This window comes from Mycolicibacterium neoaurum ATCC 25795, from assembly GCF_000691525.1.
GTDB lineage: Bacteria > Actinomycetota > Actinomycetes > Mycobacteriales > Mycobacteriaceae > Mycobacterium > Mycobacterium neoaurum.
On sequence record NZ_JMDW01000010.1, the window covers coordinates 285,807 to 309,842 of the forward strand.

Sequence of the window (24,036 nt, forward strand, 5' to 3'; positions counted from 1 at the left end):
ATCATCGGCGCGCGTCGAGATCGACGGAATCGACCACGCCGTGCCGCGAGCATTTGGCCGACCAGCCGGTGGGGCGGACCTGAACGATCATCCGGCGCCCACACGCGGCGCAGAACCGCGGCGGTTCCAGGCCCAACGCGGCGGCCGTCGGGATGGCCGTGCCTGCCTGGTCGCCGAGTTCGGCGCCGGTGAAGGTGTTGTAGACACCGGCGGCCACCGGGGCCGGCAGCGCCTGGGATTCGTCGATCATCACCCTGTCAGTTCTACAGCGCGCCCTAGAGCGTCGCGTTGAGAGCCTTGATGGGCATCTGCAGATCGTCGAGCAGTTCCAGGTCGGCCTCGGCCGGCCGACCCAGTGTCGTGAGGTAGTTGCCGACGATGACGGCGTTGATGCCGCCGAGGATGCCCTGCTTGGCGCCGAGGTCACCGAGGGTGATCTCCCGTCCGCCGGCAAACCGCAACATGGTGCGGGGCAACGCGAGCCGGAACGCGGCGACGGCCTTGAGCGCCTCGGCGGCGGGCAGCACCTCCAGATCACCGAACGGCGTGCCCGGCCGCGGGTTCAGGAAGTTCAGCGGCACCTCGTGTGGGTCGAGCTCGGCGAGGTTGGCGGCGAACTCGGCGCGCTGTTCCAGCGTCTCGCCCATCCCGAGGATGCCGCCGCAGCAGACCTCCATACCGGCCTCGCGCACCATCCGCAGGGTGTCCCACCGCTCTTCCCAGCTGTGGGTGGTCACCACGTTGGTGAAGAACGAACGGGCGGTTTCCAGGTTGTGGTTGTAGCGGTGCACACCCATATCGGCCAGGCGTTGCACCTGTTCCTCGGTCAGCATGCCCAGCGAGCACGCGATCTGGATGTCGACCTCGTTGCGGATGGCCTCGATACCGGCGGCGACCTGGGCGAGCAGCCGCTCGTCGGGGCCGCGCACGGCGGCGACGATGCAGAATTCGGTGGCCCCGGTCTTGGCGGTCTGCTTGGCCGCCTCCACCAGGCTCGGGATATCCAGCCACGCGCTGCGCACCGGGGACGCGAAAAGCCCGGACTGCGAACAGAAGTGGCAGTCCTCGGGGCAACCGCCGGTCTTGAGGCTGATGATGCCCTCGACCTCGACGTCCGGGCCGCACCACTTCATCCGGACCTCGTGCGCCAGCTCGAGCAGATCGTCGAGTCGATCGTCGGGCAGCTGCAGCACCTGCAGGGTCTGTTCCTGGTCGAGACCGACGCCGCGATCGAGTACCTGCTCGCGCGCTGCCGCCAGAATGTCGGTCATCAGTGAACCTCCGTCGTGGATGCCTTGAACACCGTTCAAGCTTGAACGGTGTTCAGGTTAAGGTAAGCGGGTGCAGCTCCACAAACGGGATGTGGTCGACGCGGCGACAGCACTGCTGGACGACTTCGGCATCGCCGACCTGACCATGCGCAGGCTGGCCCGCGAGCTCAACGTCAGCCCCGGCGCGCTGTACTGGCATTTCGCCAACAAGCAGGAACTGCTCGGCGCGGTCGCCGACCGGATCCTGCAACCGGCGCTGGAACAACCGACGACCGGCACCTGGCGCGAACAGCTGGACACGGCGTGCCGCCGACTGCGCGACGCCCTGCTGTCACATACCGACGGCGCCGAACTGGTCTCGGCCAGTTTTGCGGCAGGTCAATCGACGGCGATGGCAGAGATCGTCACCTGGCTGAGCACGGCGGCAACCGAGGCCGGCGTGGCGGGCGCACATGCCGAACTCGCCGCCCGCACCGTCGTCTACTACGTGCTGGGATTCACCGTCGACGAACAGTCCCGCCTGCAGTGGGACGCCGCGGGCGCCGACCTTCCCGAAAGCCAGTCCGCGCTTGCCGGTGATGCCGGCCAGCGCTTCGGATTCGGCCTGACCCTGCTGATCGACGGGATGGCGGCCTACAGGTCCCTCAGCCGGTGATCGGCTGGACGATGCGGGCATTACCGTCCCAATGACGCAGGCCGGCGAACCCGCCCTCGATCTCCCGCCCCGCCGCGGCGATCTCGCACACCGCGGCCAGCTGCTCGGCCGCGACCCGACGGGCCACCGTCACATGCGGCGTCCAGCTACCGGGACCGGTATGCGGTAACGCACCGGACGTCATGTGCGGCAAGCAGATTCGATGCACCTGCGCATGCAGGTCCAGCAGTTGGGCGGAGGGCACGACCAGCAGCGCCACCGTGTAGCGACCGTGACCGAACACCACCGGCGCACCGAGCCGACACGGCATCGGGAGGCGCGGCAGCGCCGCGACCAGATCGGTATCGGCCGCGCGCGAGATGTCCTCGGCAACGGTCAGCGTCGTGTGCGGTCGGTTGCTCGCGCCGGTGTGATCGGCCTGACTGGGCAGGCCGGCATCCTGCAGCCCGGTCCAGATCCGGCGCACCGCGGCATCACCGGCGTCGTCGAGTGTCAACTCCACCGAATGCACCACGCGCTAGGCCAGTCCCGCGAGCCAGGGACGGTCGAAGGACTGCGCGGCGAGGGTCTCGAACTCCCGCGGAGTCACAGCCCCGGCGCCGGCCGGCAGCACCGCCCGGATCTCCCCGAGTTCTGCCAGCGCGGCCCGGTTCCCCTGCTCGGCGATACCGGGCTGCGACGGCCACGACCCGACGACCAATCCGGCACTGTCCAGCCCGCGCCCGGCGAGGGCCTCCAGGGTCAGCGCGGTGTGGTTGAGGGTGCCGAGGCTGGGCGCGACGACCACCAGCACCGGAGCGCCCAGCTCTGCAGCCAGATCGCGCAGCGTCACGCCGTCGGCACCCAGTTCGACCAACAGACCGCCGGCGCCTTCCACGATGGTCAGCCGGCCGGGAGCATCGGCGGTCCGCACCGCGTCGAGCAATTCGGGCGCGGTCGGCAGTGCCAGCCCGGCCCGGTTCGCCGCCGCGACCGGGGCCAGCGGTTCGGGATAGCGCCAACCGCCGTGCAGCGCCGTGATACCGGCGAGCCTGCCGACCTCACCGAGGTCGTCGTCGCCGTCGACGGTTCCGGTCTGCACCGGTTTGCACACCGCCACATCGAGGCCGGCCAACCGCGCCGCACACGCCAACGCCGCGGTGGTGACCGTCTTGCCGACCCCGGTGTCGGTGCCGGTGACCATGACGATGCTCATGCGATCTCGCTCACCCGAGAACCTCGGTCAGCACCTCACGGGCCAGCGCCATCTCCTCGGCGGTGAGGGCGGCCCGAGCCGTCAGCCGCAACCGCGATGTCCCGGCAGGCACCGTCGGCGGACGGAAGCACCCGACCCGCACGCCACGATCCAGGCATGCCGCCGCCGCGGCGACGGCGACCTCGGGGTCACCGAGGATGACCGAGACGACGGCCGAGGTGGGTTCCTCGACGACATCGCATATCCGGGCCAGCTCGGCCGCCCTGGTCAGCACCGCACCCGCCAGCTGGGGCTGCGCGACCAGCACCTGCAGCGCAGCGAGAGCCGCACCGACGGCGGCCGGGGCCAGCCCGGTGTCGAAGATGAAGGTGCGTGCGGTGTCGATGAGGTGGGCCCGCACGGCGGCCGGGCCGAGCACCGCGCCGCCCTGGCTGCCGAGCGCCTTGGACAGGGTCGTGGTCATCACGACATCCGGCGCACCCGCCAACCCGACCTCGTGCAGCAGACCCTGCCCGCCCGCGCCGCGCACCCCGAGACCGTGCGCCTCGTCGACCACCAGCAGCGCACCGAATCGGCGGCACACCTCGTGCAGTTCGCGCAGCGGGGCCAACACCCCGTCGGTGCTGAACACCGACTCGGTGACCACGACGGCACGCTCCTCGGACCGGGCCGACAGCGCATCGGCAACCGCTTCGATATCGCGGTGCGGGGTCACCGCGATGCGGGCCCGCGACAGCCGGCACGCGTCGACGATCGAGGCATGGGTCAACGCGTCGGACACCAGCAGCGAGCCGGCACCGGTCAGGGATACCAGCGCTCCGATGTTCGCCGTGTAGCCCGAGGAGAACACCAGCGCCGACTCGAATCCGGCGAACTCGGCGAGCGCGGCCTCGAACTGCTCGTGCAGTTCGGTGTTGCCGGTGACCAGGCGCGAGCCGCCGGCGCCGGCACCCCAGGTGCGCAGCGCCTGCACGCCGCCGGCCAGCACATCGGGGTGCTGGGAGAGCCCGAGATAGTCGTTGGAGGCCAGATCGAGCTCGGTGCCGACGGGCGGGCGGGCCCGCAACGTGCGACGCAGCCCCTGGGCGCGGCGGCGCTCCTCGACACCGGCCAGCCAGGCCAGTGGGGAAAGACCGGTGCGTGTCACTGGACGTCCTTTCGACACTTGAACACCGTTCAGGTTAATGCACGCGCGACCGCCACCATGCCCGCACCGATCTGACTCACCTCGTCCGACGTACAGATGAACGGCGGCATGGCATAGACCAGCTTGCCGAACGGCCGCAACCACAATCCGTGCTCCAGCGCGGTCTCGGTGGCCACCGCCATATCGACCGGGTCGGTCATCTCGATGACACCGATACCACCCAGCACGCGCACATCAGCCACCGAGGCCAGCTCGCGCGCCGGTTCCAGTCCGGCCCGCAGGCCTGCCTCGATACCCCCGACCGCACCGCGCCAGTCCCCTTCCAACAGCAGCTCCACGGCGGCCACCGACACCGCACAGGCCAGGGCATTGGCCATGAAGGTCGGGCCGTGCATCAACGCGCCCGGGTCACCGCTGCTGATCGTCGTCGCGATCTGCGCGGTGCACAACGTCGCAGCCAAGGTGACATAACCACCGGTCAACGCCTTGCCCACACACATGATGTCGGGGCTGACACCGGCATGATCGGCGGCGAACAACTCCCCGGTGCGGCCGAAACCGGTGGCGACCTCGTCGAAGATCAGCAGGACGTCGTGACGATCGCAGATCCGGCGCAGCTCGACCAGGTACCGCGGATCGTGAAAGCGCATCCCGCCGGCGCCCTGCACCACCGGTTCGACGATCACCGCGGCGAGCTCGTCGGCATGTTCGGTCAACTGCGCCTCGAACGCGGCGACATAGTCGGTGTCGAACGGGCCGGGCACCGCGGGCGCGAAAACCTGCCGCACCAGCACATCGCTCCAGATCGAGTGCATTCCGCCGTCCGGATCGCACACACTCATCGGCGTGAAGGTATCCCCGTGATACCCGCCCCGCCACGTCATCAGCCGGTGCTTGCCGGGCCGTCCTCGGCTGCGCCAGTACTGCAACGCCATCTTGGCCGCCACTTCCACCGAGACCGAACCGGAATCGCTGAAGAACACCGTCTCCAGCCCGGCCGGGGTGATGTCGACGAGCAATCGGGCCAGCCGCGCGGCGGGCTCATGGGTCAGTCCACCGAACATGACGTGGTTCATGGTCGCCAGCTGAGCGCGCAACGCGGCGTCCAGACGGGGGTGTCCGTGCCCGTGCACCGCGGTCCACCATGAGCTCATCGCGTCCAGCGCGTCGATGCGACGTCCGCGGTGATGCAGTTCGAGCCAGGCGCCGCGCGCGGCAGTGGCCACCACCGGCGGCAGCGCTGCGGGACCCATGGTGCTGTAGGGGTGCCAGATGTGTGCGGAGTCGATCGCGCCGATCTCGGCCGGCGTCAACGCGGGCATGGCTCCGGACACTATCGCCCGCCCGGCCGGTGTGACGCCACGCCCGCGGCCTGAGGCACCCAGGATAATTGGGTAGATTGACTCCCCGACCATGATGACCCTCGCTCCAGCCCGACCTGCGCGTACCGATGGCCCGGTGTCCACGACCGCCACCACGACCGGAACCCGCACCTCGGGCTTCTATCGGCATGACCTCGACGGACTTCGCGGTGTCGCCATCGCACTCGTCGCGGTGTTCCATGTCTGGTTCGGACGGGTCTCCGGCGGCGTGGACGTCTTCCTGGCGCTGTCGGGCTTCTTCTTCGGTGGGCGACTGTTGCGCTCGGCACTGGACGAGGCGACCGCCATCAGGCCGGTGTCCGAGGTCATCCGACTGGTGCGACGGCTGTTGCCCGCCCTGATCGTGGTGCTGGCCGCCGCCGCGGTGTTGACCATCCTGATCCAACCCGAGACGCGCTGGGAGACATTCGCCGACCAGAGCCTGGCCAGCCTGGGGTACTACCAGAACTGGGAACTGGCCAACACCGCCGCCGACTACCTGCGCGCGGGTGAGACCGTCAGCCCGCTGCAGCACATCTGGTCGATGTCGGTCCAGGGCCAGTTCTACCTCGCCTTCCTGGCCCTGATCCTGGTGCTGGCCTACACGCTGCGCGGCAGGCTTGGCAGGCACCTACGGACCGTGTTCATCGTGGTGCTCACCGCCGTCACCATCGCCTCATTCGTCTACGCGATCCACGCTCACAACACCGATCAGGCCATCGCCTACTACGACAGTTTCGCCAGGGCGTGGGAGCTGACGCTCGGGGCGCTGGTCGGCGCCCTGGTCCCCTACGTGCGCTGGCCGATGTGGTTGCGGACCATCATCGCAACCATCGCACTGGCGGCGATCCTGTCCTGCGGCTGGCTCATCGACGGTGTCCGCGAGTTCCCCGGACCGTGGACGCTGGTGCCGGTCGGCGCGACCATCCTGTTCATCCTGTCGGCGGCCAATCGCGCGGCCGACCCGCGCACCGACGGCGCGTTGCCCGCCCCGAACCGGTTGCTGGCGACCCGGCCGTTCGTCTGGCTGGGCTCGATCGCCTACTCGCTGTACCTGTGGCACTGGCCGTTGCTGATCTTCTGGCTGGCCTACAGCGGTAAGGAACACGTCGACTTCGTCGACGGCGCCGCGGTGCTGTTGGTCTCCGGCGTGCTGGCCTGGCTGACGATGCGCTATGTCGAGACCCCGCTGCGCTATCGGGCACCGGCCCGATCGACCGCCGCGGCGACGATCCCGTGGCGCACGCGGTTGCGGCGCCCGACGATCGTGCTGGGCTCCTTCGTGACGCTGCTGGGCGTCACGCTGACCGCGACATCGTTCACCTGGCGTGAGCACGTGACCGTCGAGCGGGCCAGCGGCAAGGAGCTGTCTGGACTCTCTGCCAGGGACTACCCCGGGGCACGGGCGCTGATCAACCACGCCAAGGTTCCCAAGCTCCCGATGCGCCCGACGGTGCTGGAAGCCAAGAACGACATCCCCGAATCGACCCCGGCCGGGTGTATCAGCGATTTCGACAACGTCGACGTCATCAATTGCACCTACGGAGACAAGGATTCCTCCCGCACGATCGCCCTGGCGGGCGGCTCACATGCCGAACACTGGATCACCGCGCTCGACCTGCTGGGCAGGCTCCACGATTTCAAGGTCGTCACCTATCTCAAGATGGGCTGCCCGCTGACCACCGAGCAGAAGCCGCTGGTGATGGGAGACAACCGCCCATACCCGAAGTGCCGGGAGTGGAACGAGAAGGTCATGCCCAAGCTGCTGGCCGACAAACCCGATTATGTCTTCACCACCTCGACTCGACCGTGGAACATCAAACCCGGCGATGTGATGCCCAGCCAATATCTCGGCATCTGGCAGGAGTTCCTGGACGCGGGTATCGACGTGCTGGCCATGCGTGACACCCCGTGGCTGACGCGTAACAACAAGCCCTACTTTCCGGCCGATTGCCTGGCCAGTGGTGGTGACGCCATCTCCTGCGGTATCGATCGGGCTGAGGTACTGTCCGACACCAACCCCACACTCGACTATCTGGAACGGTTCCCCAACCTCAAGCCGCTCGATATGACCGACGCCGTGTGCCGACCGGACTTCTGCCGGGTAGTGGAGGGAAATGTGTTGATGTATCACGACTCTCACCATCTGTCGACGACCTACGTGCGTTCCATGACCAATGAACTCGGGCGGCAGCTCGCGGCCGCAACCGGCTGGTGGTGACGTGGCCACGACGGTCTGGCCCGGTACCCCCTACCCGCTGGGCGCCACCTATGACGGTGCGGGAACCAACTTTTCGTTGTTTTCCGAGGTCGCCACGCTGGTCGAACTCTGCCTGATCGCCAAGGACGGCACCGAACAACGGATTCCGCTCGACGAGGTCGACGGCTACGTCTGGCACGCGTACCTGCCGACGGTGAGTCCCGGCCAGCGCTACGGCTTCCGCGTGCACGGACCGTGGGATCCCAGCATCGGGCAGCGCTGCGATCCGAGCAAGCTGTTGCTCGATCCCTACGGTAAGGCCTTCTACGGCAACTTCACGTTCGGTCAGGCGCTGTTCTCCTACGACCTGGAGTCCGACCATCCGGCCGTCACGCCTGCCGCCCCCGCGGTGGACTCCCTCGGCCACACCATGACCAGCGTGGTGATCAACCCGTTCTTCGACTGGGGATCGGACCGGGCTCCCAAGACCCCTTACCACGAGACGGTCATCTACGAGGCTCATGTCAAGGGCCTGACCCAATGCCATCCCGACATTCCCGAGGATCTGCGCGGCACCTATGCCGGTCTCGCGCACCCGGCGATCATCGAGCACCTCAAGGCGCTCAACGTGACCGCCATCGAACTGATGCCGGTGCACCAATTCCTGCACGACCATCGGCTGCTCGATCTCGGATTGCGGAATTACTGGGGCTACAACACGTTCGGTTTCTTCGCGCCACACTCGGAATACGCGTCGAACCGCCACGCCGGTGGCGCCGTCGCCGAGTTCAAGGCGATGGTGCGTTCCTTCCATGCGGCGGGTATCGAGGTGATCCTCGACGTGGTCTACAACCACACCGCCGAGGGCAACCATCTCGGTCCGACCCTGAACTTCCGCGGGATAGACAACGCGGCCTACTACCGGCTACTCGACGGTGAGGAGCAGTTCTACAAGGACTTCACCGGCACCGGTAACAGCCTCAACGCCAGACATCCGCACACACTGCAGCTGATCATGGACTCGCTGCGGTACTGGGTGCTGGAGATGCACGTGGACGGTTTCCGTTTCGACCTGGCCTCCACGCTGGCGCGCGAGTTCTACGATGTGGACCGGCTTTCGGCGTTCTTCGATCTGGTACAGCAGGATCCCGTGATCAGTCAGGTCAAGCTGATCGCCGAACCGTGGGATGTCGGCGAGGGCGGTTATCAGGTCGGGAACTTCCCCGGTCTGTGGACCGAATGGAACGGCAAGTATCGCGATACGGTGCGCGACTATTGGCGCGGCGAACCGGCCACCCTCGGGGAGTTCGCATCCCGGCTGACCGGCTCCTCGGATCTCTACGAGCACACCGGGCGCCGGCCCGGTGCGAGCATCAACTTCGTCACCTGCCACGACGGGTTCACCCTCGCCGACCTGGTCTCCTACAACGAGAAGCACAACGAGGCCAACGGTGAGGACAACCGGGACGGCGAGAGCCACAACCGGTCGTGGAACTGCGGTGTGGAAGGTCCGACCGATGACCCCGCCATCGTCAGCCTGCGGTCCCGGCAGATGCGCAACATGATCGCCACCCTGATGGTGTCCCAGGGCACCCCCATGATCAGCCACGGCGACGAGATCGGCCGCACCCAGGGCGGCAACAACAATGCCTACTGCCAGGACTCGCCGGTTGCGTGGGTGGATTGGTCCAAACTCGACGAGAACGCCGAACTGCTCGAGTTCACCCGCAAGGCGGTGGCCCTGCGCAAGAAGCACCCGGTGTTCCGACGGCGGCGGTTCCTGGCCGGCAACCCGATCCGCAGCGGTGAGCAGGTACGCGATATCGCGTGGCTGACCCCCGCCGGTGCGGAGATGACGCCGGAGGACTGGGGATCAGGGTTCGGTAAGAGCATCGCGGTCTTCCTGAACGGCGACGCCATCCCCGAGCCCAACGCGCGCGGTGAGCGGGTGCGCGACGATTCGTTCCTGCTGTGCTTCAACGCACACGACGAGGAACTCGATTTCGTGTTGCCGCCCGATGATTACGCCGAAAAGTGGGTAACCGCGTTGAACACCGGCGACCCCGCCGGTGCCAACGAGGTGACCATATCTGCCGGCGAGAAGATCTCGCTGCAGCCGCGATCACTTCGGGTGCTCAAGAAAACGACCTAGGCGGTAACGGCTGATGGGTGTCCCGGTCTCCACATATCGACTGCAGATGCGCGGGGACGCGTTCACTTTCGCCGATGCACTCGCCCTGCTCGACTACCTGGACGAGCTGGGGGTCAGCCACCTGTACCTGTCCCCCATCCTGACCGCCGCACACGGATCGACGCACGGCTACGACGTCACCGATCCCACCACGGTGTCGGCCGCACTCGGCGGTCCCGACGGGTTTGCCGCGCTGTCGGCCGCGGCGCGTGAGCGGGGTCTCGGCGTGATCGTGGACATCGTGCCCAATCACGTCGGCGTGGAGGATCCCCGCGCCAATCCCTGGTGGTGGGATGTGCTCACCCACGGCAGGGATTCGGCGTACGGCGCGTACTTCGATATCGACTGGGATCTGGCCGACGGGCGAATCGTGTTGCCGGTGCTGGGTTCTGACGATGACATCGCCGGGCTCACCGTCGATGGCGACGTGTTGCGCCTCGGCGACCGGACGTGGCCGATCGCACCGGGCACCGGGACCGGCACCGCCGAGCAGGTCTACGAGCGCCAGCACTACAAGCTGATCGGCTGGCGCAACAACGTGTGCGGGTACCGCCGCTTCTTCTCGATCACCTCATTGGCCGGGCTGCGCCAGGAAGATCCCGAGGTGTTCGATGCATCGCATGCCGAAGTGGCCCGCTGGTTCGCCGAGGGACTGGTCGACGGATTGCGCATCGACCATCCCGACGGGTTGACCGACCCCGCCGATTACCTGGCGCGGCTCCGCGAGCTCGTGGGCCAGGACGCCTGGATCGTGATCGAGAAGATCCTGGCCCCCGACGAGGCCCTGGACACCGCGCTGCCGGTAGACGGCGCAACCGGTTACGACGCGTTGCGTGAAGTGGGGGGTGTCTTCCTCGACCCCGCCGCCCAGTCCGACCTGGACGGGCTTTACGGCGGTACCGCCGGGTACGCGGCCCAGATCGCCGAGCTCAAGACGACGGCGGCGACGGTGACCCTGGCCAGCGAGCTGGCCCGCGTGCGCCGGACCATCGTCGCCGAGACCGGGACCGACCACCCACAACTGCCCGAATCGATCACCGCACTGCTGACCCATATCGGCGTGTACCGGTTCGACTATCCCGCCCTTGCCGCGCTGGGCCCGGTGGCGATCGCCGAAACCATCTCCGCTCGTCCGGATCTCGCAGCCCCCCTACAGATCGTCGCGACGGCGCTTGCCGGAGCCGGCGAATCGGCCAAACGCATCCAACAACTGTGTGGTGCGGTCACGGCCAAGGCCGTCGAAGATTGCCAGTTCTACCGGGATGCCCGCTTGGTGACGCTCAACGAAGTGGGTGGCGAACCCGACCTGTTCGGGGTCAGCGCCGCCGAATTCCATGCGCGCAATGCCACCAGGGCGGCGCTGTGGCCGCACGCGATGGTGACCACCTCCACCCACGACACCAAGCGCAGCGAAGACGTCCGGGCGCGCATCGGCGTGTTGTCCCAGGTGCCCGCGCTCTGGGCCGACCGGGTGGCACGCTGGTCCCAGGTGGTGATCGCACCCGATGCCGATACCGCACTGTTCCTCTGGCAGAACATCTTCGGCGTCTGGCCGGTGGATGGCGAGGTGACCGACGAGCTGCGCACCCGGCTGCATGCCTATGCCGAGAAAGCGATCCGCGAAGCCGGTGTGCACACCACCTGGAACGACCCGGACGCCGACTTCGAAGCGGCGGTGCACGACTGGCTGGACGCCGTGCTCGACGGGCCGGTGGGCACGGAACTCACCGCGCTGGTCGGCCAGCTTCAGCCGCATGCCCTCAACGATGCCGTCGGCCAGAAGCTGCTCGCACTCACCGTGCCCGGCGTTCCCGACGTCTACCAGGGCACCGAGCTTCTCGACGACAGCCTGGTCGACCCGGACAACCGGCGACCGGTCGACTACCTGGTTCGTCGTAAGGCGCTCACCGAGCTGTCCGACCCGAAGATCCGGATCGTCAACGCCGCGTTGCGATCACGACGTGAACGTCCCGAGACCTACCTGAGCGGCGGATACCATCCATTGCTGCCAGGCGGTCCGGCCGCCGATCACGTCCTCGCCTACGCCAGGGATGCCGACGTCGTGGTGGCGGTCAGCCGATGGACCGCCCGGCTTGAGGACACCGGTTGGGGGGAGACGATATTGACGCTGCCCGAGGGCACTTGGATCGATCGGTTGACCGGTCGCACGTTCGCCGGCGTCGCCGATGCCGCCGAGCTGTTCGCCGAGCTTCCCGGCGTACTGCTGGAGCGTGCGTCATGACGACGTTCGACGTGTGGGCGCCCCGGCCCGACCGGGTGACCTTGGAGCTCGACGGTGTGCGGTACCCGATGGTTCGCGACGAGGCGAACTGGTGGCATGCCGACGTCGACGCCCGTCCGGACAGCCGGTACGGATACGTGCTCGATGACGAGGACACGGTGCTGCCCGACCCGCGCTCGCCGCGGCAACCCGACGGGGTGCACGGCGCCTCACAACGGTGGCAGCCCCCGGCTCCGCCCACACCGTGGGCCGGCCGCTCGATCGAGGGCGCCACCATCTACGAGCTCCATATCGGGACCTTCACCACGGCGGGCACCCTCGACGCGGCCGCCGAAAAGCTCGATCACCTGGTCGATCTGGGCGTCGACTTCGTCGAGCTGATGCCCGTGAACGCATTCAGCGGAAGCCACGGCTGGGGATATGACGGTGTGCTCTGGTACGCCGTGCACGAACCCTACGGTGGGCCGGACGCACTGTTGCGCTTCATCGATACCTGCCATGCCCGAGGCCTCGGTGTGCTGATCGACGCCGTGTTCAACCACCTCGGACCGTCCGGGAACTACCTGCCGCGCTTCGGTCCGTATCTGTCCAGCGGCAGCAACCCGTGGGGCGAATCGATCAACATCGCCGACGATGGTGCCGATGAGGTGCGCCGCTACATCATCGACTGTGCGCTGCGCTGGATGCGCGAGTTCGGTGCCGACGGTTTACGTCTGGACGCCGTGCATGCGCTGGTGGACACCACGGCCATTCACATCCTGGAGGAGCTTTCTGCCGAAACCGAGAAGCTGGCAACGCAATTGGGGCGGCCACTGGCGCTGATCGCCGAGAGCGACATGAACGATCCGCGCACCATCACGCCACGTGATCGAGGCGGGCTCGGAATGACGGCCCAGTGGGACGACGATATCCACCACGCCATCCACACCGCGGTCTCCGGCGAACGGCAGGGCTACTACGCCGATTTCGGCTCACTGCAGACCCTGGCGCAGACACTGGCGCACGGCTTCTTCCATGCGGGCACCTATTCGTCGTTCCGCGGCCGGAGACACGGCCGCCCGCTGGACATCGCCGCGATCCCCGCGACGCGACTGGTGGCCTACACACTGACCCACGATCAGGTCGGCAACCGCGCGGTCGGCGATCGACCCTCGCAGAATCTGACGCCAGGACAGCTCGCGGTCAAGGCCGCGCTTGCGCTGGGATCGCCGTACACCGCCATGCTGTTCATGGGCGAGGAATGGGGTGCAAGCAGCCCCTTCCAGTTCTTCAGCTCCCATCCCGAACCGGAACTGGCCCGTGCCACCGCCGAGGGCCGCAAGGCCGAGTTCGCCGCGCACGGATGGGATGCCGACGAGATCCCGGATCCACAGGACCCCGCAACCTTCGAGCGGTCCAAGCTGAGGTGGAACGAGGTCGACCAGGGTGCGCACGCTCGCCTGTACGAGACCTACCGCGCCCTGATCGCGTTGCGGCACAACGAGCCCGACTTCGCCGATCCGTGGCTGAGCCGGCTGCGTATCGACTACGACGAGTCGGCACGCTGGATCATCATGCACCGCGGCAGCTTTGCGGTGATCTGTAACCTCGGCGAGGTTCCGGTCACGGTGCCGGTGAGCGGCGAGGTTGCGCTGGCCTGGGAGCCGCCGTCACCGGCAGACTGCGGTACCCAGATCCCCGCGCAGTCGTTCGCGGTGCTGCGGGATGTGCAGACCGCTCAGGTCAGGTAGCGGTACGTCGGAGAACCCGGCTCGAGCAGTTCGACGTGGGCATCGGAGGCTTGCATGCGCGCCAACAGCCCGTCCAGGTCGCCGGCCGAACCCATCTCGATGCCGACGAGGGCTTCGCCCGTCTCCCGGTTGTTGCGCTTGACGTACTCGAAGAGCGTGATGTCGTCGTTGGGCCCCAGCACGGTGTCCAGGAAGCCGCGCAGCGCGCCGGGCTCCTGCGGGAAGTCGACGAGGAAATAGTGCTTGAGCCCACGGTGCACCAGGGAGCGTTCCAGGATCTCCCCGTAGCGCGACACATCGTTGTTGCCGCCGGAGATGATGCACACCACCGTCGCACCGGGGGTGATATCGGCCTCCAGCAGCGCGGCCACCGACAGCGCGCCCGCGGGCTCGGCGATGATGCCCTCGTTCTGGTACAGGTCGAGCATCGCCGAGCAGACCGCGCCCTCGTCGACCGCGGTCACCGACACCATGTCACCGGCGGCGGCCAAGGCGGCGTAGGTGTGCATACCCGCGCGGGCCACCGCCGCCCCGTCGACGAACTGATCGACATGCTCCAGCGTCACCGGTGCGCCCGCCGCCAGCGCGGCCAGCATCGAGGCGGCCCCGGCCGGTTCGGCACCGAGTACTGCCGTGCCGGTGGTGCGCTCGGCAAGGTAGGTGGTGATCCCGGCGATGCATCCGCCGCCCCCGATGGGGACGATCACCAGGTCTGGTTCACCGGGCAGCTGGTCGAGCAGTTCGACGGCGATGGTGCCCTGGCCGGCCATGGTGCGCGGGTCGTCATAGGGCGGCACCAGCGTGGCTCCGGTGCGGGCCACATCGTCGAGCGCAGCCTGGGCGGCCATGTCATAGGTCTTGCCGCCGACGATCAGTTCGATGAACTCGCCGCCGTGGTAACGGATCCGGTCGCGTTTCTGTTTGGGCGTCTTGGCCGGCACGTAGACGCGTCCGTGCACGCCCATCGACCGGCAGGCCAACGCGAAGCCCTGGGCATGGTTGCCCGCCGAGGAGCACACCACCCCGGCGGCGAGTTCCTCGGCGGTCAGCTGCATCAGCATGTTGTAGGCGCCGCGCAGCTTGTAGGAGCGCACCGCCTGCAGATCCTCGCGCTTGAGATAGACCTGCGCACCGGTGATCTGGGACAGCCGATCGCTGAACTGCAGTGGACTCACCGTGACCACACCCGAAATTCGCTCGGCGGCCTCGTCCACATCGGTGGCGGTCAGCGGCGAGGTGCTCTGGTTCAGATCGGTGGACACCCCGACAATGGTGCCACCACCTGGGCCGTCCGTGAAAATTGACAACCGGACGTGACACGCCCAATACAGAGTTTCGGTTGCCCGAACTCTGGGTTGCGAGTTATCGTGGTGGCGTGACGACCCAGACCGAATTCGCCATCGCCGGGGTGCCCTGGCCGATGCACAAGCTGCTTGCGCTGATCGTGGGCGTGCTGGTCCTGGCGCTCATCGGCGTGGTGACCGCGAGCATGGGCACCGCGGTCCTCACCGCCGCCGGTATCGCCACCGTCATCTGGGTGGCCGGCAGCATGGCCGCGCGCCGCTAGGTAACGACCGACACCGGTTGCAGATCGATCCCGCACGCGCACGCGTCGATCGACGGGCACTGGCATTCCATACCTCGGCGGATGGTCTCCTTGGCGCGCAGCAGCGAGGCGATCGTGACGTCGATCTCGGCCAGCTTCGCCTGCGCCAACGCCCGGGAGGCGGGTCGACCCGGTGTGTCGTCGCCGATCAGCACCGCGATGTCCTCGAGTGCAAACCCCGCCGTCTTGCATGCGCGAATGATCTCCAGTCGGACCAGCACCGCCCCCTGATAACGGCGTTGACCGCCCACCCGGTCCGGGGCGGGCAACAGCCCGATTTGCTCGTAGTACCGCAGGGTGGTCTGGGCAATCCCGGTGCGGCGCGACACCTCGCCGATGGTCAACGCGCCCGTCAATGACCCCGTCATTGCCGCCTCCTTCTCGACGTGCCACGCATATCGCTTGACTTAGAGCCAACTCTAAGTTGTTCACTGGCGTCATGCCAGAAACAGACACCGACCTGACCACTCTCAGCCGATCCCGGTACGCCATGTTGCGCACCTACCGACGTGACGGCACGCCCGTCGACACACCGATGTGGTTCACACTGAGTGGACGGACCATGTTGCTACGCACCAAGATCGGACCCAAGACCCGTCGACTGCAGGCACATTCCGACGTCGAGGTGGCGATCTGCGATCACCGCGGCGAACGGGTGGGCACCTTCCGTCCCGGCCGGGCCCGGTTGCTCACCGGCGAGGCGGCCGAGCGGGCCAACACCGCGCTACACCGTCGCTACGGGTGGCAGTACAACATCCTGCCGATGGTGAGGATCCCCGGTGTCACCAGCGTGCACCGCGACCTCCCGCTGCGCGAAAAGCTCTGCCGGGCAACGCATCGCACGCTGTGGCCCGACAGCGCGATGGTGGCCATCGAACTGTAGAACCGATCGCCGGCGCAGGTGGGCTCAGCCGCCCAGACAACCGGGGCCGAGCAGGGCCTTCAGATCGCCCATCAACGCCGAGGACGGGGTGACCCGCAGCGACTGGTCGAGCTCCAGGGTGGTGATGCGTTCACCGCTGATCAGCCGCAGATGCACCTGCGAGGTGCCGGGGTGCCGCGCGAGCACCTGCTTGAGCGCGGTCACCTTGTCCACCGTGCACTGCCGCGTCGGCAAGCTGACCGCGACCGGCCGGTCCCCCTGGGCATTCGAGAAGTCCGGCACCACAAGGTCGTTGGCGATCAGCGAGATCCGGTCGTCGCGGATTGCCACCTTCGCCCCGACGATGACCACCGCGTCATCGGCGATATCGGCACCGAACGCCGAGTAGGTCTGCGGGAAGAACAGCACCTCGATACCGCCGGTCAGGTCCTCCACCTGCGCCGAGGCCCACGGCAGACCGTTCTTGTTGACCCGACGGTTCACCGAGGCGAGGATTCCGCCGATTCGTACCTGGGTGTCGTTGGCGATATCACCTTCCAGGATCGCCGGGATCTGGGTGTCGACATGCGCGGCGAGCAGATGGGCGACACCGTCGAGGGGGTGGCCGGACACGTAGAGACCCAACATCTCTCGTTCCAGGGCCAGCTTGTGCTTGTCCTCCCACTCACCCTCGGGCACCGGGATGGTGAACACCGACTCCATCCCGGTGTCGGCGTCCCCGCCGCCGAACAGGTCGAACTGGCCGATGGCCTCGGCCTTCTTGGTCCCGAGCACCGAATCGACCGCATCGGCGTGCACCAGGAACAGGCCCTTGCGGGGATGCCCCAGCGAGTCGAAGGCGCCCGCCTTGATCAGCGACTCGGTCACCTTCTTGTTGCATGCCGTGATGTCGATCTTGTTCAGATAATCGGAGAAGTCGGTGTACTTACCCTTCTCGTTGCGGCCGTTGATGATCGACTGGACCACGTTGGCGCCGACATTGCGCACCCCGCCGAGACCGTAGCGGATATCGTCGCCGACCGAGGCGAAGTTGTGCACCGACTCGTTGACATCGGGCGGTAGCACGGTGATGCCGAGCCGACGGCAGTCCGAAAGATAGATGGCGGCCTTGTCCTTGTCGTCACCGACCGAGGTCAGCAGACCTGCCATGTACTCGGCCTGGTAGTTGGCCTTGAGATAGGCCGTCCAGAACGACACCAGCCCGTAGCCGGCGGCGTGCGATTTGTTGAACGCGTACCCGGCGAAGGGCAGGATGGTGTCCCACAGCGCCTTCACCGCGGCCTCGGAGAACCCGTTGGCCGTCATGCCCTCCTTGAAGCCCTTGTACTCGGCCTCGAGCACCTCAAGCTTCTTCTTGCCCATGGCTTTTCGCAGCGCATCGGCCTTGCCCATGGTGTAGGACGCGACCTTTTGCGCGATGAACATGATCTGCTCTTGGTAGACGATCAGGCCGTAGGTCTCGGCGAGGATCTCCTTGAGCGGCTCTTCGAGCTCGGGGTGGATCGGCTTGATCGGCTGGCGACCGTTCTTGCGGTCGGCATAGTCGTTGTGCGCGTTCATGCCCATCGGGCCCGGCCGGTACAGCGCCAGCACGGCCACGATGTCGTTGAATCCGGTCGGCTGCATGCGGCGCAGCAGGTCGCGCATCGGCCCGCCGTCGAGCTGGAACACCCCGAGGGTGTCACCGCGGGACAGCAGCTCATAGGTCGCCGGATCATCGAGCGGGAGATGATCCATGTCCAGATCGATACCGCGGTTGGCCTTGATGTTCTCCAGCGCGTCACCGATGACGGTGAGGTTGCGCAGGCCGAGGAAGTCCATCTTCAGCAGGCCGATGGACTCACACGACGGGTAGTCCCAGCCGGTGATGATCGCGCCGTCCTGCGGGCGCTTCCACAGCGGGATCGCGTCGACGAGAGGTTCGGAGCTCATGATCACCGCGCACGCGTGCACGCCGGCGTTGCGGACCAGGCCCTCCAGGCCGCGCGCGGTCTCGTAGATGGTGCGCACATCGGGATCGGTGTCGATCAGTCCCCGGACCTCGGCGGCTTCCTTGTACCGCTCGTGCTTGGGGTCGGTGATACCCGACAGCGGGATGTCCTTGGCCATGATCGGCGGTGGCAGCGCCTTGGTGATGCGGTCGGCGATGGCGAAACCGGGCTGGCCGTAGTTGACCCGGGCAGAGTCCTTCAGCGCGGCCTTGGTCTTGATGGTGCCGAAGGTGATGACCTGGGCGACCCGGTCGCTGCCCCATTTGTCCGAGGCGTAGCGCACCATCTCACCGCGGCGGCGGTCGTCGAAGTCGATATCGATATCGGGTGCCGACGGACGCTCGGGGTTGAGGAACCGCTCGAACAGCAGACCGTGCGGGATCGGATCGATGTTGGTGATGCCCATGGCGTAGGCCACCAGCGAACCGGCCGCGGACCCACGACCCGGGCCGACCCGGATGTTCACCGAGCGGGCGTAGTTGATCAGGTCGGCGACGATCAAGAAGTACGCCGGGAAACCCTTGTCACAGATGACCTTGATCTCGTAGTTGGCGCGGTCGATGTACTCCTGCGGAACCTGCGTACCCGGGAAACGCCGCTCCGCCAGCCCGGTCATCACCTCATGGGTCAGCCAGGACTGCTGATCATGGCCGTCGGGCACGGGGAAGACCGGCATCCGGTCGCGCGGGGTCCACACGTCGGCGTAGGACTGCACGCGTTCGCCGATCAGCAGGGTGGAATCACAGGCACCGGGCACCTGCGGGTCCCACAGTGCCCGCATGTCGGCGGCGGACTTCAGGTAGTAGCCGTCACCGTCGAACTTGAACCGGGTCGGATCGGACAGCGTCTTGCCGGTCTGCACGCACAGCAGCGCCTCGTGTGTCTGCGAGGCCTCGCGGGTGACGTAGTGGCAGTCATTGGTGGCCAGCGGCGGGATGCCGAGCTTGCGGCCCACCTCGAGCAGACCGTCGCGGACCCGGCGCTCGATCTCGATGCCGTGGTCCATCAGCTCCAGGAAGAAGTTCTCCTTGCCGAAGATGTCCTGCCATTTCGCGGCGGCTTCCAGCGCCTCCCGCTCATGCCCGAGCCGAAGCCGGGTCTGCACCTCCCCCGACGGACATCCGGTCGTGGCGATGATGCCCTCGGCATGCTCGGCGATCAGTTCGGCGTCCATGCGTGACCACTTGCCCAGCTGGCCCTCGAACGAGGCCAGCGAGGACAGCTTGAACAGGTTGCGCAGACCGGTGGCGTTCTCGGCGACCATCGTCATGTGGGTGTAGGCGCCGCTACCCGAGACGTCGTCACCCTTCTGGCTGCGATCACCCCACTGCACGCGCTTGGTATCGAACCGAGAACCGGGGGCGATGTACGCCTCGATACCGATGATCGGTTTGATACCGGCGGCGGTGGCCACGTTGTAGAACTCGCTGGCCCCGAACATGTTGCCGTGGTCGGTCATTCCGATGGCAGGCATCTCCAGGCGCTGGGCCTCGGCGACCATCGGCTTGACCTTGGCCGCGCCGTCGAGCATCGAATATTCGGTGTGGTTATGCAGATGCACGAACGAGGAGCCCATAGGACGACGATTCTATGGGTGCCGACCGACATCCCCGGGCGTGTCGCGGGGACGTGTCTGGCACACCGCCGGCCGGACCGTCCCGATCGGCGGGCGCCGACCCCGAGACGCCGGTTGTATCGTGGGATTTTGTGATCGAGCTCAACGGTGTCGCCAAGACGTTCGGCGGCGGCATCACCGCTCTGCGGGACGTGAGCTTCGCGGTCCCCACCGGTTCGGTATGCGCCCTGCTCGGCCACAACGGCGCAGGCAAGACCACCGTGGTCAACATCCTCTCGACACTGGTGCGGCCATCGGCGGGCTCGGCAAAGGTCGCGGGCCATGACGTGGTCACCGAAGCCGCGCAGGTGCGCCATGCCATCGGGGTCACCGGCCAGGACGCGGCGCTGGACCTCCGGCTGACCGGCCGGGAGAACCTGGTGCTGTTCGCCCGCCTGCGCGGGTTGCCGAAGAGCCGCGCCCGGACCAGGGCCGACGAGCTCATCGCCCAATTCGACATGCGCGGGGCCGCCGACCGGCCGGTGAGCGGATACTCCGGTGGAATGCGCCGCCGCATCGACATCGCCGTGTCGCTGGTGGTGCAGCCCACCGTGCTGTTCCTCGACGAGCCGACGACCGGACTGGACCCGCGCAGCCGGCGGGACGTGTGGGACCTGGTGTCGGCACTGTCGGCCCAGGACATCACCGTGCTGCTGACCACCCAGTATCTGGAGGAGGCGGATGTGCTCAGCGACTCCGTCGTGATTCTGGATTCAGGACGCGTGGTCGCCAGCGGCACGGCCGACGAACTGAAGCGCCGAGCCGGGCCCGGCTACTGCCAGATGACGGCGATGCATGCCGAGGATCTGCCCCGCATCGCCGCGGCGCTCGCCGATTTCGACGAGGTCGAGGTGGACGCCAAGGCCATGCGCGTCTCGGTTCCTGCCGCGCGCGGCACGGTGACGCTGTCGGAGGTGTTCCGACGCCTGGAGGACATCGGCGTCGAACTCCTCGACATCTCACTGCGACGCCCGACGCTCGACGAGGTGTTCCTGCACCTGACCGCCCCCTCCGCCGCATCGTGAGCGCGCCGGTCATCCTGACCGCGCGCCTGATGCGACGCAATCGGGTGGATTTGGCGTTCGCTGTGGTCGCTCCCCTTGTCGGCATCATCGGGCTGGTGTTCCTGCTGCAGGACGTCATCGTGACCGACGGGATGACCTACGCGCAGTACGTACTCCCGGCCGTGGTCGTGCAGGCGATGTTCTTCGGCGCGCTGACCACCACCGACCGCGCGGCGGCGGACAATGTCGACGGGATGAGCAGGCGGCTGCAGACCTTGCCGATCTCGCGGTACGCGCCGTTGACGGCGCGCATGTATTACTGCCTGGTCCGCGGTCTGCTCGCCGTCGTGGCCGCGACCCTTGGCGCACTGCTGTTCGGATTCCGATTCACCGGCGGACTCGGTTATGCTGCAGCGTTTTTCGCCCTCGCCCTGTTGTTGACCCTGGCACTGTCGCTGGGCGCCGACGCCGTGGGTGCGCGGGCGAAACGCAGCGAGGTCGCCGGCCAACTTCTGCTGATCCCGCAGTTGCTGCTCGTGTTGTTGTCGACCGGGTTGGCGCCGACGGATTCCTTCCCCACGGCGTTGCAGCCGTTCGTGGCGAGCCAGCCTGTCTCCCAGATCACCGAGGCCCTGCGCGATTTCACCGGCGGCCGGGTCGATACGCCCAATGCGGTGGCCAGCCTGGGCTGGTGCCTGCTGTTCCTCTGCCTGTTCGGCTACGCCGCCCTGCGAGAACAGCGACGGATCCGATGACCCGATCACAGCCCCGGCACCGCGGCGGGGCGAAGAAGGTGGCCACCGAGGTCTGGGTGTTCGCCAGCAGGTTGCTCGTGCAATGGTGCCGCCATCCCACGGTGCCGCTGCAGGCGTTGTTGTTCCCCGCCGTCCTGCTGCTCACCTACAGCGTGCTGGTGGGCAAGTCGATGACCCGGATCACCGGCAACAGCGGACTCGACCTGCTCATCCCGGTATGCGCGCTGGTCGGCGCCATGTCGGGGTCGGCGGCGTCGGGGTCGATGATGTCCCATGACCGCGAGAGCGGGTTGCTCACCCGCCTGTGGATGATGCCGGTACGCCGCGGTAGTGCCCTTGCCGGCATCGTTGTGGCCGAGGCCCTTCGCACGTTGTCGGGCACCGCACTGGTCGCCGCGATCGGCTACGGTCTCGGATTCCGCTTCCACGGCAACATCGTGGCGCTGTCGGGCTATCTGATCATCCCCAGCGTGATCGTGGCGGTGTACACGATGATCGTCATCATCCTCGGGCTGCACGGTGAAGGCCGGACCATCCTGGCCTGGTTCGGCACGTTGAGCGTCGGACTGGCTTTCGCCGCTGTCGTCCCCGTCGACAAGACCCCTGCTGCGCTGCGCCTGTTGGCCGAGTACCAACCGGTCGCCGCGGCTGTCGAGACGATGCGACTGCTGTCGGTGGGCGACGCGAACATCGGGCTACCGCTGGCCGTCACCGCGGTCTGGGTCATCCTGCTCGGGAGCATCTTCGGTCCCGCGGCGGTGCGCAGTTACCGGCGGGCGGCCGAGTCCGGGCCCGTCGGCGGCTGAATCACCCGCCGAGTCGGCGCGCCGTCCCGTCACGATCATCCAGATCATGGTCGCGACGGCCGCCACGATGTAGACCAGTCCGGCCCACGCCAGATACCAGGGCTGGCTGATGTCGTGGATGCTGGGCTGCGCCGATGACAGCAGCGTCGGGACGCTGACCACCATGAGGACAAACCACAACCAACCCAGGAGGCGAGCACCGGGTTTCGCGCGCCAGGGCCCATGGAACAACCAGATCATCAGCGGCACCACCCATACCCAGTGGTGGGTCCATGCCACCGGCGAGGCCACCAGCCCGAAGATCTGGATCACCAACAGCGACGCCAGTCGGTCCCGTTCGCCGGCCACCGATCCCAGCGACCGCCACGCCAACACCGCGACCAGCGCGGTGAGCATCAGCGCGCCGATGAGCAGCGCACCGGTCCCCACGTCGTGGCCCATGATCCGGGACAGGCCGCCGCGCCAGGACTGATTCCAGACCGACCCGACCGGAAGATCATGACCGGCCTCACTCATGCGTCCGGGAAAGTAGCGTCGCGTCTCATCGGGCAGCAGCAGGTACCCGATACCGACGGTCGCGAAGAACACCACTCCCGAGAAGAGGGCGGTACCCCAGCGGCGGACGCCCACGAAGTACAACCCGGTGATCGCCGGGGTCAGTTTGATACCGGCCGTCACGCCGATCAACAGGCCCGACAACCACCACCGTGTGCTGTAGGCGGCGTAGAGCACCGCGAGCATGAGGAAGATGCCGATCTGGCCGACCTGGATGCTGCCGCCGGGCGGCTCCATCCAGATCGCCACCGCGCTCCACAGCATGGCGATCCGCCGACTCCCACCACCGACGAAGCGCTGACTCAGACGCACGGTCGCGTACACCGCACCCACCAGCGCCAGTTGCCACAGCAGAGCCGTGAGGCCGAACGGCAGCAGGTGCAGCGGGTAGAACAGGATCGCGGCGAACGGCGGATAGGTGAACGGAAGCTGTTCGTTCTTCAGCGGATCGGTATAGAAGAACTCGTAGAGGGTGCCCGGATTGTTCAGCGCCGCGCCCCCGAGGACGTAGATACGCAAATCGAAGAAGGCATCGCCCTCGACGAGGTAGTACCCCATCGTCGAGGCCACCCGCAGGACCGCGCTGATCGCGAATATGACCGGGGCCAGCGCTTTCAGACGCGCGAACCGATCCCGCGCCGACGGAACAGAATCCGTACTCACCGGGCGACTATAAGTCACCACGCCCCGCCCGTGCTCGGGGCCGCGAGGGAGATCGCGCGGTACCGCTCATCGGGTGGCCTCGGCATCGGGTCCGACCGGTCCACCAGACGACGGATCAGGTGGATCCGGTACGAAATCCGGTGAATCCAAGTAAAGGTGCGCCCCG

General features: G+C 67.2%; 20 protein-coding genes. 10 read left to right on the forward strand and 10 right to left on the reverse strand.

What is annotated here, in order from left to right:
* Position 1 precedes the first annotated feature (1 nt).
* Positions 2-250 (reverse strand): biotin synthase auxiliary protein BsaP, encoded by a 249-nt coding sequence (gene bsaP, locus IC40_RS0115285; protein WP_396869476.1) that lies wholly within the window; start codon positions 248-250, stop codon positions 2-4.
* Positions 251-275: 25 nt separating this feature from the next.
* A complete protein-coding gene (gene bioB, locus IC40_RS0115290) occupies positions 276-1,271 on the reverse strand; it encodes a biotin synthase BioB (protein ID WP_030135578.1) in 996 nt (331 codons plus the stop codon).
* Between the two features lie 70 nt (positions 1,272-1,341).
* Between bioB and IC40_RS0115295 the strand changes: the two genes are divergently transcribed.
* A complete protein-coding gene (locus IC40_RS0115295; RefSeq protein WP_030135579.1) occupies positions 1,342-1,926 on the forward strand; it encodes a TetR/AcrR family transcriptional regulator C-terminal domain-containing protein in 585 nt (194 codons plus the stop codon).
* On the opposite strand, the gene IC40_RS0115300 is transcribed toward IC40_RS0115295, so the two are convergent.
* From IC40_RS0115300 to IC40_RS0115315, 4 genes are read right to left on the reverse strand one after another with little or no spacing between them, the layout of a single operon-like run.
* On the reverse strand, positions 1,916-2,440 hold the full coding sequence (locus IC40_RS0115300; RefSeq protein WP_030135580.1) for a 2'-5' RNA ligase family protein: 525 nt from the start codon (positions 2,438-2,440) through the stop codon (positions 1,916-1,918). The genes IC40_RS0115295 and IC40_RS0115300 overlap by 11 nt on opposite strands.
* A gap of 3 nt (positions 2,441-2,443) precedes the next feature.
* Positions 2,444-3,121: a dethiobiotin synthase gene (gene bioD / locus IC40_RS0115305; RefSeq protein WP_030135581.1), complete on the reverse strand. Its 678-nt coding sequence runs from the start codon at positions 3,119-3,121 to the stop codon at positions 2,444-2,446.
* A 10-nt stretch (positions 3,122-3,131) separates the two neighbouring features.
* On the reverse strand, positions 3,132-4,268 hold the full coding sequence (locus tag IC40_RS0115310) for an 8-amino-7-oxononanoate synthase (RefSeq protein WP_030135582.1): 1,137 nt from the start codon (positions 4,266-4,268) through the stop codon (positions 3,132-3,134).
* Between the two features lie 29 nt (positions 4,269-4,297).
* Positions 4,298-5,590, reverse strand: coding sequence for an adenosylmethionine--8-amino-7-oxononanoate transaminase (locus IC40_RS0115315; RefSeq protein ID WP_030135583.1), 1,293 nt, complete (start codon positions 5,588-5,590; stop codon positions 4,298-4,300).
* Between the two features lie 91 nt (positions 5,591-5,681).
* Between IC40_RS0115315 and IC40_RS0115320 the strand changes: the two genes are divergently transcribed.
* Genes IC40_RS0115320 through treZ form a run of 4 tightly spaced genes read left to right on the forward strand, consistent with a single transcriptional unit; the run spans position 5,682 to position 13,992 of the window.
* Complete coding sequence (locus IC40_RS0115320) at positions 5,682-7,850, forward strand: acetyltransferase SucT (protein ID WP_030135584.1); 2,169 nt, start codon at positions 5,682-5,684, stop codon at positions 7,848-7,850.
* A complete protein-coding gene (glgX, locus tag IC40_RS0115325; protein WP_042509705.1) occupies positions 7,807-9,981 on the forward strand; it encodes a glycogen debranching protein GlgX in 2,175 nt (724 codons plus the stop codon). Before IC40_RS0115320 ends, glgX begins: the two co-directional genes overlap by 44 nt.
* Before the next feature lie 13 nt (positions 9,982-9,994).
* Positions 9,995-12,262 (forward strand): malto-oligosyltrehalose synthase, encoded by a 2,268-nt coding sequence (gene treY, locus IC40_RS0115330; protein WP_030135586.1) that lies wholly within the window; start codon positions 9,995-9,997, stop codon positions 12,260-12,262.
* Positions 12,259-13,992, forward strand: coding sequence for a malto-oligosyltrehalose trehalohydrolase (gene treZ / locus IC40_RS0115335; protein ID WP_030135587.1), 1,734 nt, complete (start codon positions 12,259-12,261; stop codon positions 13,990-13,992). Before treY ends, treZ begins: the two co-directional genes overlap by 4 nt.
* On the opposite strand, the gene ilvA is transcribed toward treZ, so the two are convergent.
* On the reverse strand, positions 13,980-15,254 hold the full coding sequence (gene ilvA, locus IC40_RS0115340) for a threonine ammonia-lyase IlvA (RefSeq protein ID WP_030135588.1): 1,275 nt from the start codon (positions 15,252-15,254) through the stop codon (positions 13,980-13,982). The two genes, treZ and ilvA, sit on opposite strands and share 13 nt — an antisense overlap.
* Before the next feature lie 113 nt (positions 15,255-15,367).
* On the opposite strand from ilvA, the gene IC40_RS0115345 reads away from it, so the two are divergent.
* Complete coding sequence (locus IC40_RS0115345) at positions 15,368-15,559, forward strand: hypothetical protein (protein WP_030135589.1); 192 nt, start codon at positions 15,368-15,370, stop codon at positions 15,557-15,559.
* On the opposite strand, the gene IC40_RS0115350 is transcribed toward IC40_RS0115345, so the two are convergent.
* Positions 15,556-15,966: a MerR family transcriptional regulator gene (locus IC40_RS0115350; RefSeq protein WP_030135590.1), complete on the reverse strand. Its 411-nt coding sequence runs from the start codon at positions 15,964-15,966 to the stop codon at positions 15,556-15,558. The genes IC40_RS0115345 and IC40_RS0115350 overlap by 4 nt on opposite strands.
* A 71-nt stretch (positions 15,967-16,037) precedes the next feature.
* Here IC40_RS0115350 and IC40_RS0115355 point away from each other — a divergent pair, with 71 nt between their 5' ends.
* Positions 16,038-16,481 carry a PPOX class F420-dependent oxidoreductase gene (locus tag IC40_RS0115355; protein WP_036470082.1) on the forward strand — a complete coding sequence of 148 codons (444 nt, stop codon included), beginning with the start codon at positions 16,038-16,040 and terminating at the stop codon, positions 16,479-16,481.
* A gap of 24 nt (positions 16,482-16,505) precedes the next feature.
* Here the strand turns inward: IC40_RS0115355 and dnaE are convergent, their stop codons facing one another.
* Entirely contained in the window at positions 16,506-20,048 is a 3,543-nt protein-coding gene (gene dnaE, locus IC40_RS0115360) for a DNA polymerase III subunit alpha (RefSeq protein WP_030135592.1), read from the reverse strand.
* Between the two features lie 131 nt (positions 20,049-20,179).
* On the opposite strand from dnaE, the gene IC40_RS0115365 reads away from it, so the two are divergent.
* The 3 genes from IC40_RS0115365 to IC40_RS0115375 are packed head-to-tail and all read left to right on the forward strand — an operon-like array spanning position 20,180 to position 22,652.
* Positions 20,180-21,112 (forward strand): daunorubicin resistance protein DrrA family ABC transporter ATP-binding protein, encoded by a 933-nt coding sequence (locus IC40_RS0115365; protein WP_030135593.1) that lies wholly within the window; start codon positions 20,180-20,182, stop codon positions 21,110-21,112.
* Positions 21,109-21,846: an ABC transporter permease gene (locus IC40_RS0115370; RefSeq protein WP_081843451.1), complete on the forward strand. Its 738-nt coding sequence runs from the start codon at positions 21,109-21,111 to the stop codon at positions 21,844-21,846. Before IC40_RS0115365 ends, IC40_RS0115370 begins: the two co-directional genes overlap by 4 nt.
* Positions 21,843-22,652, forward strand: a complete 810-nt coding sequence (locus tag IC40_RS0115375; RefSeq protein ID WP_030135595.1) for an ABC transporter permease — start codon at positions 21,843-21,845, stop codon at positions 22,650-22,652. Before IC40_RS0115370 ends, IC40_RS0115375 begins: the two co-directional genes overlap by 4 nt.
* On the opposite strand, the gene IC40_RS0115380 is transcribed toward IC40_RS0115375, so the two are convergent.
* The gene (locus IC40_RS0115380; RefSeq protein ID WP_191293422.1) at positions 22,542-23,891 is read right to left on the reverse strand and encodes a mannosyltransferase; all 1,350 of its coding nucleotides are present in this window, start codon (positions 23,889-23,891) and stop codon (positions 22,542-22,544) included. The two genes, IC40_RS0115375 and IC40_RS0115380, sit on opposite strands and share 111 nt — an antisense overlap.
* Positions 23,892-24,036: the final 145 nt, after the last annotated feature.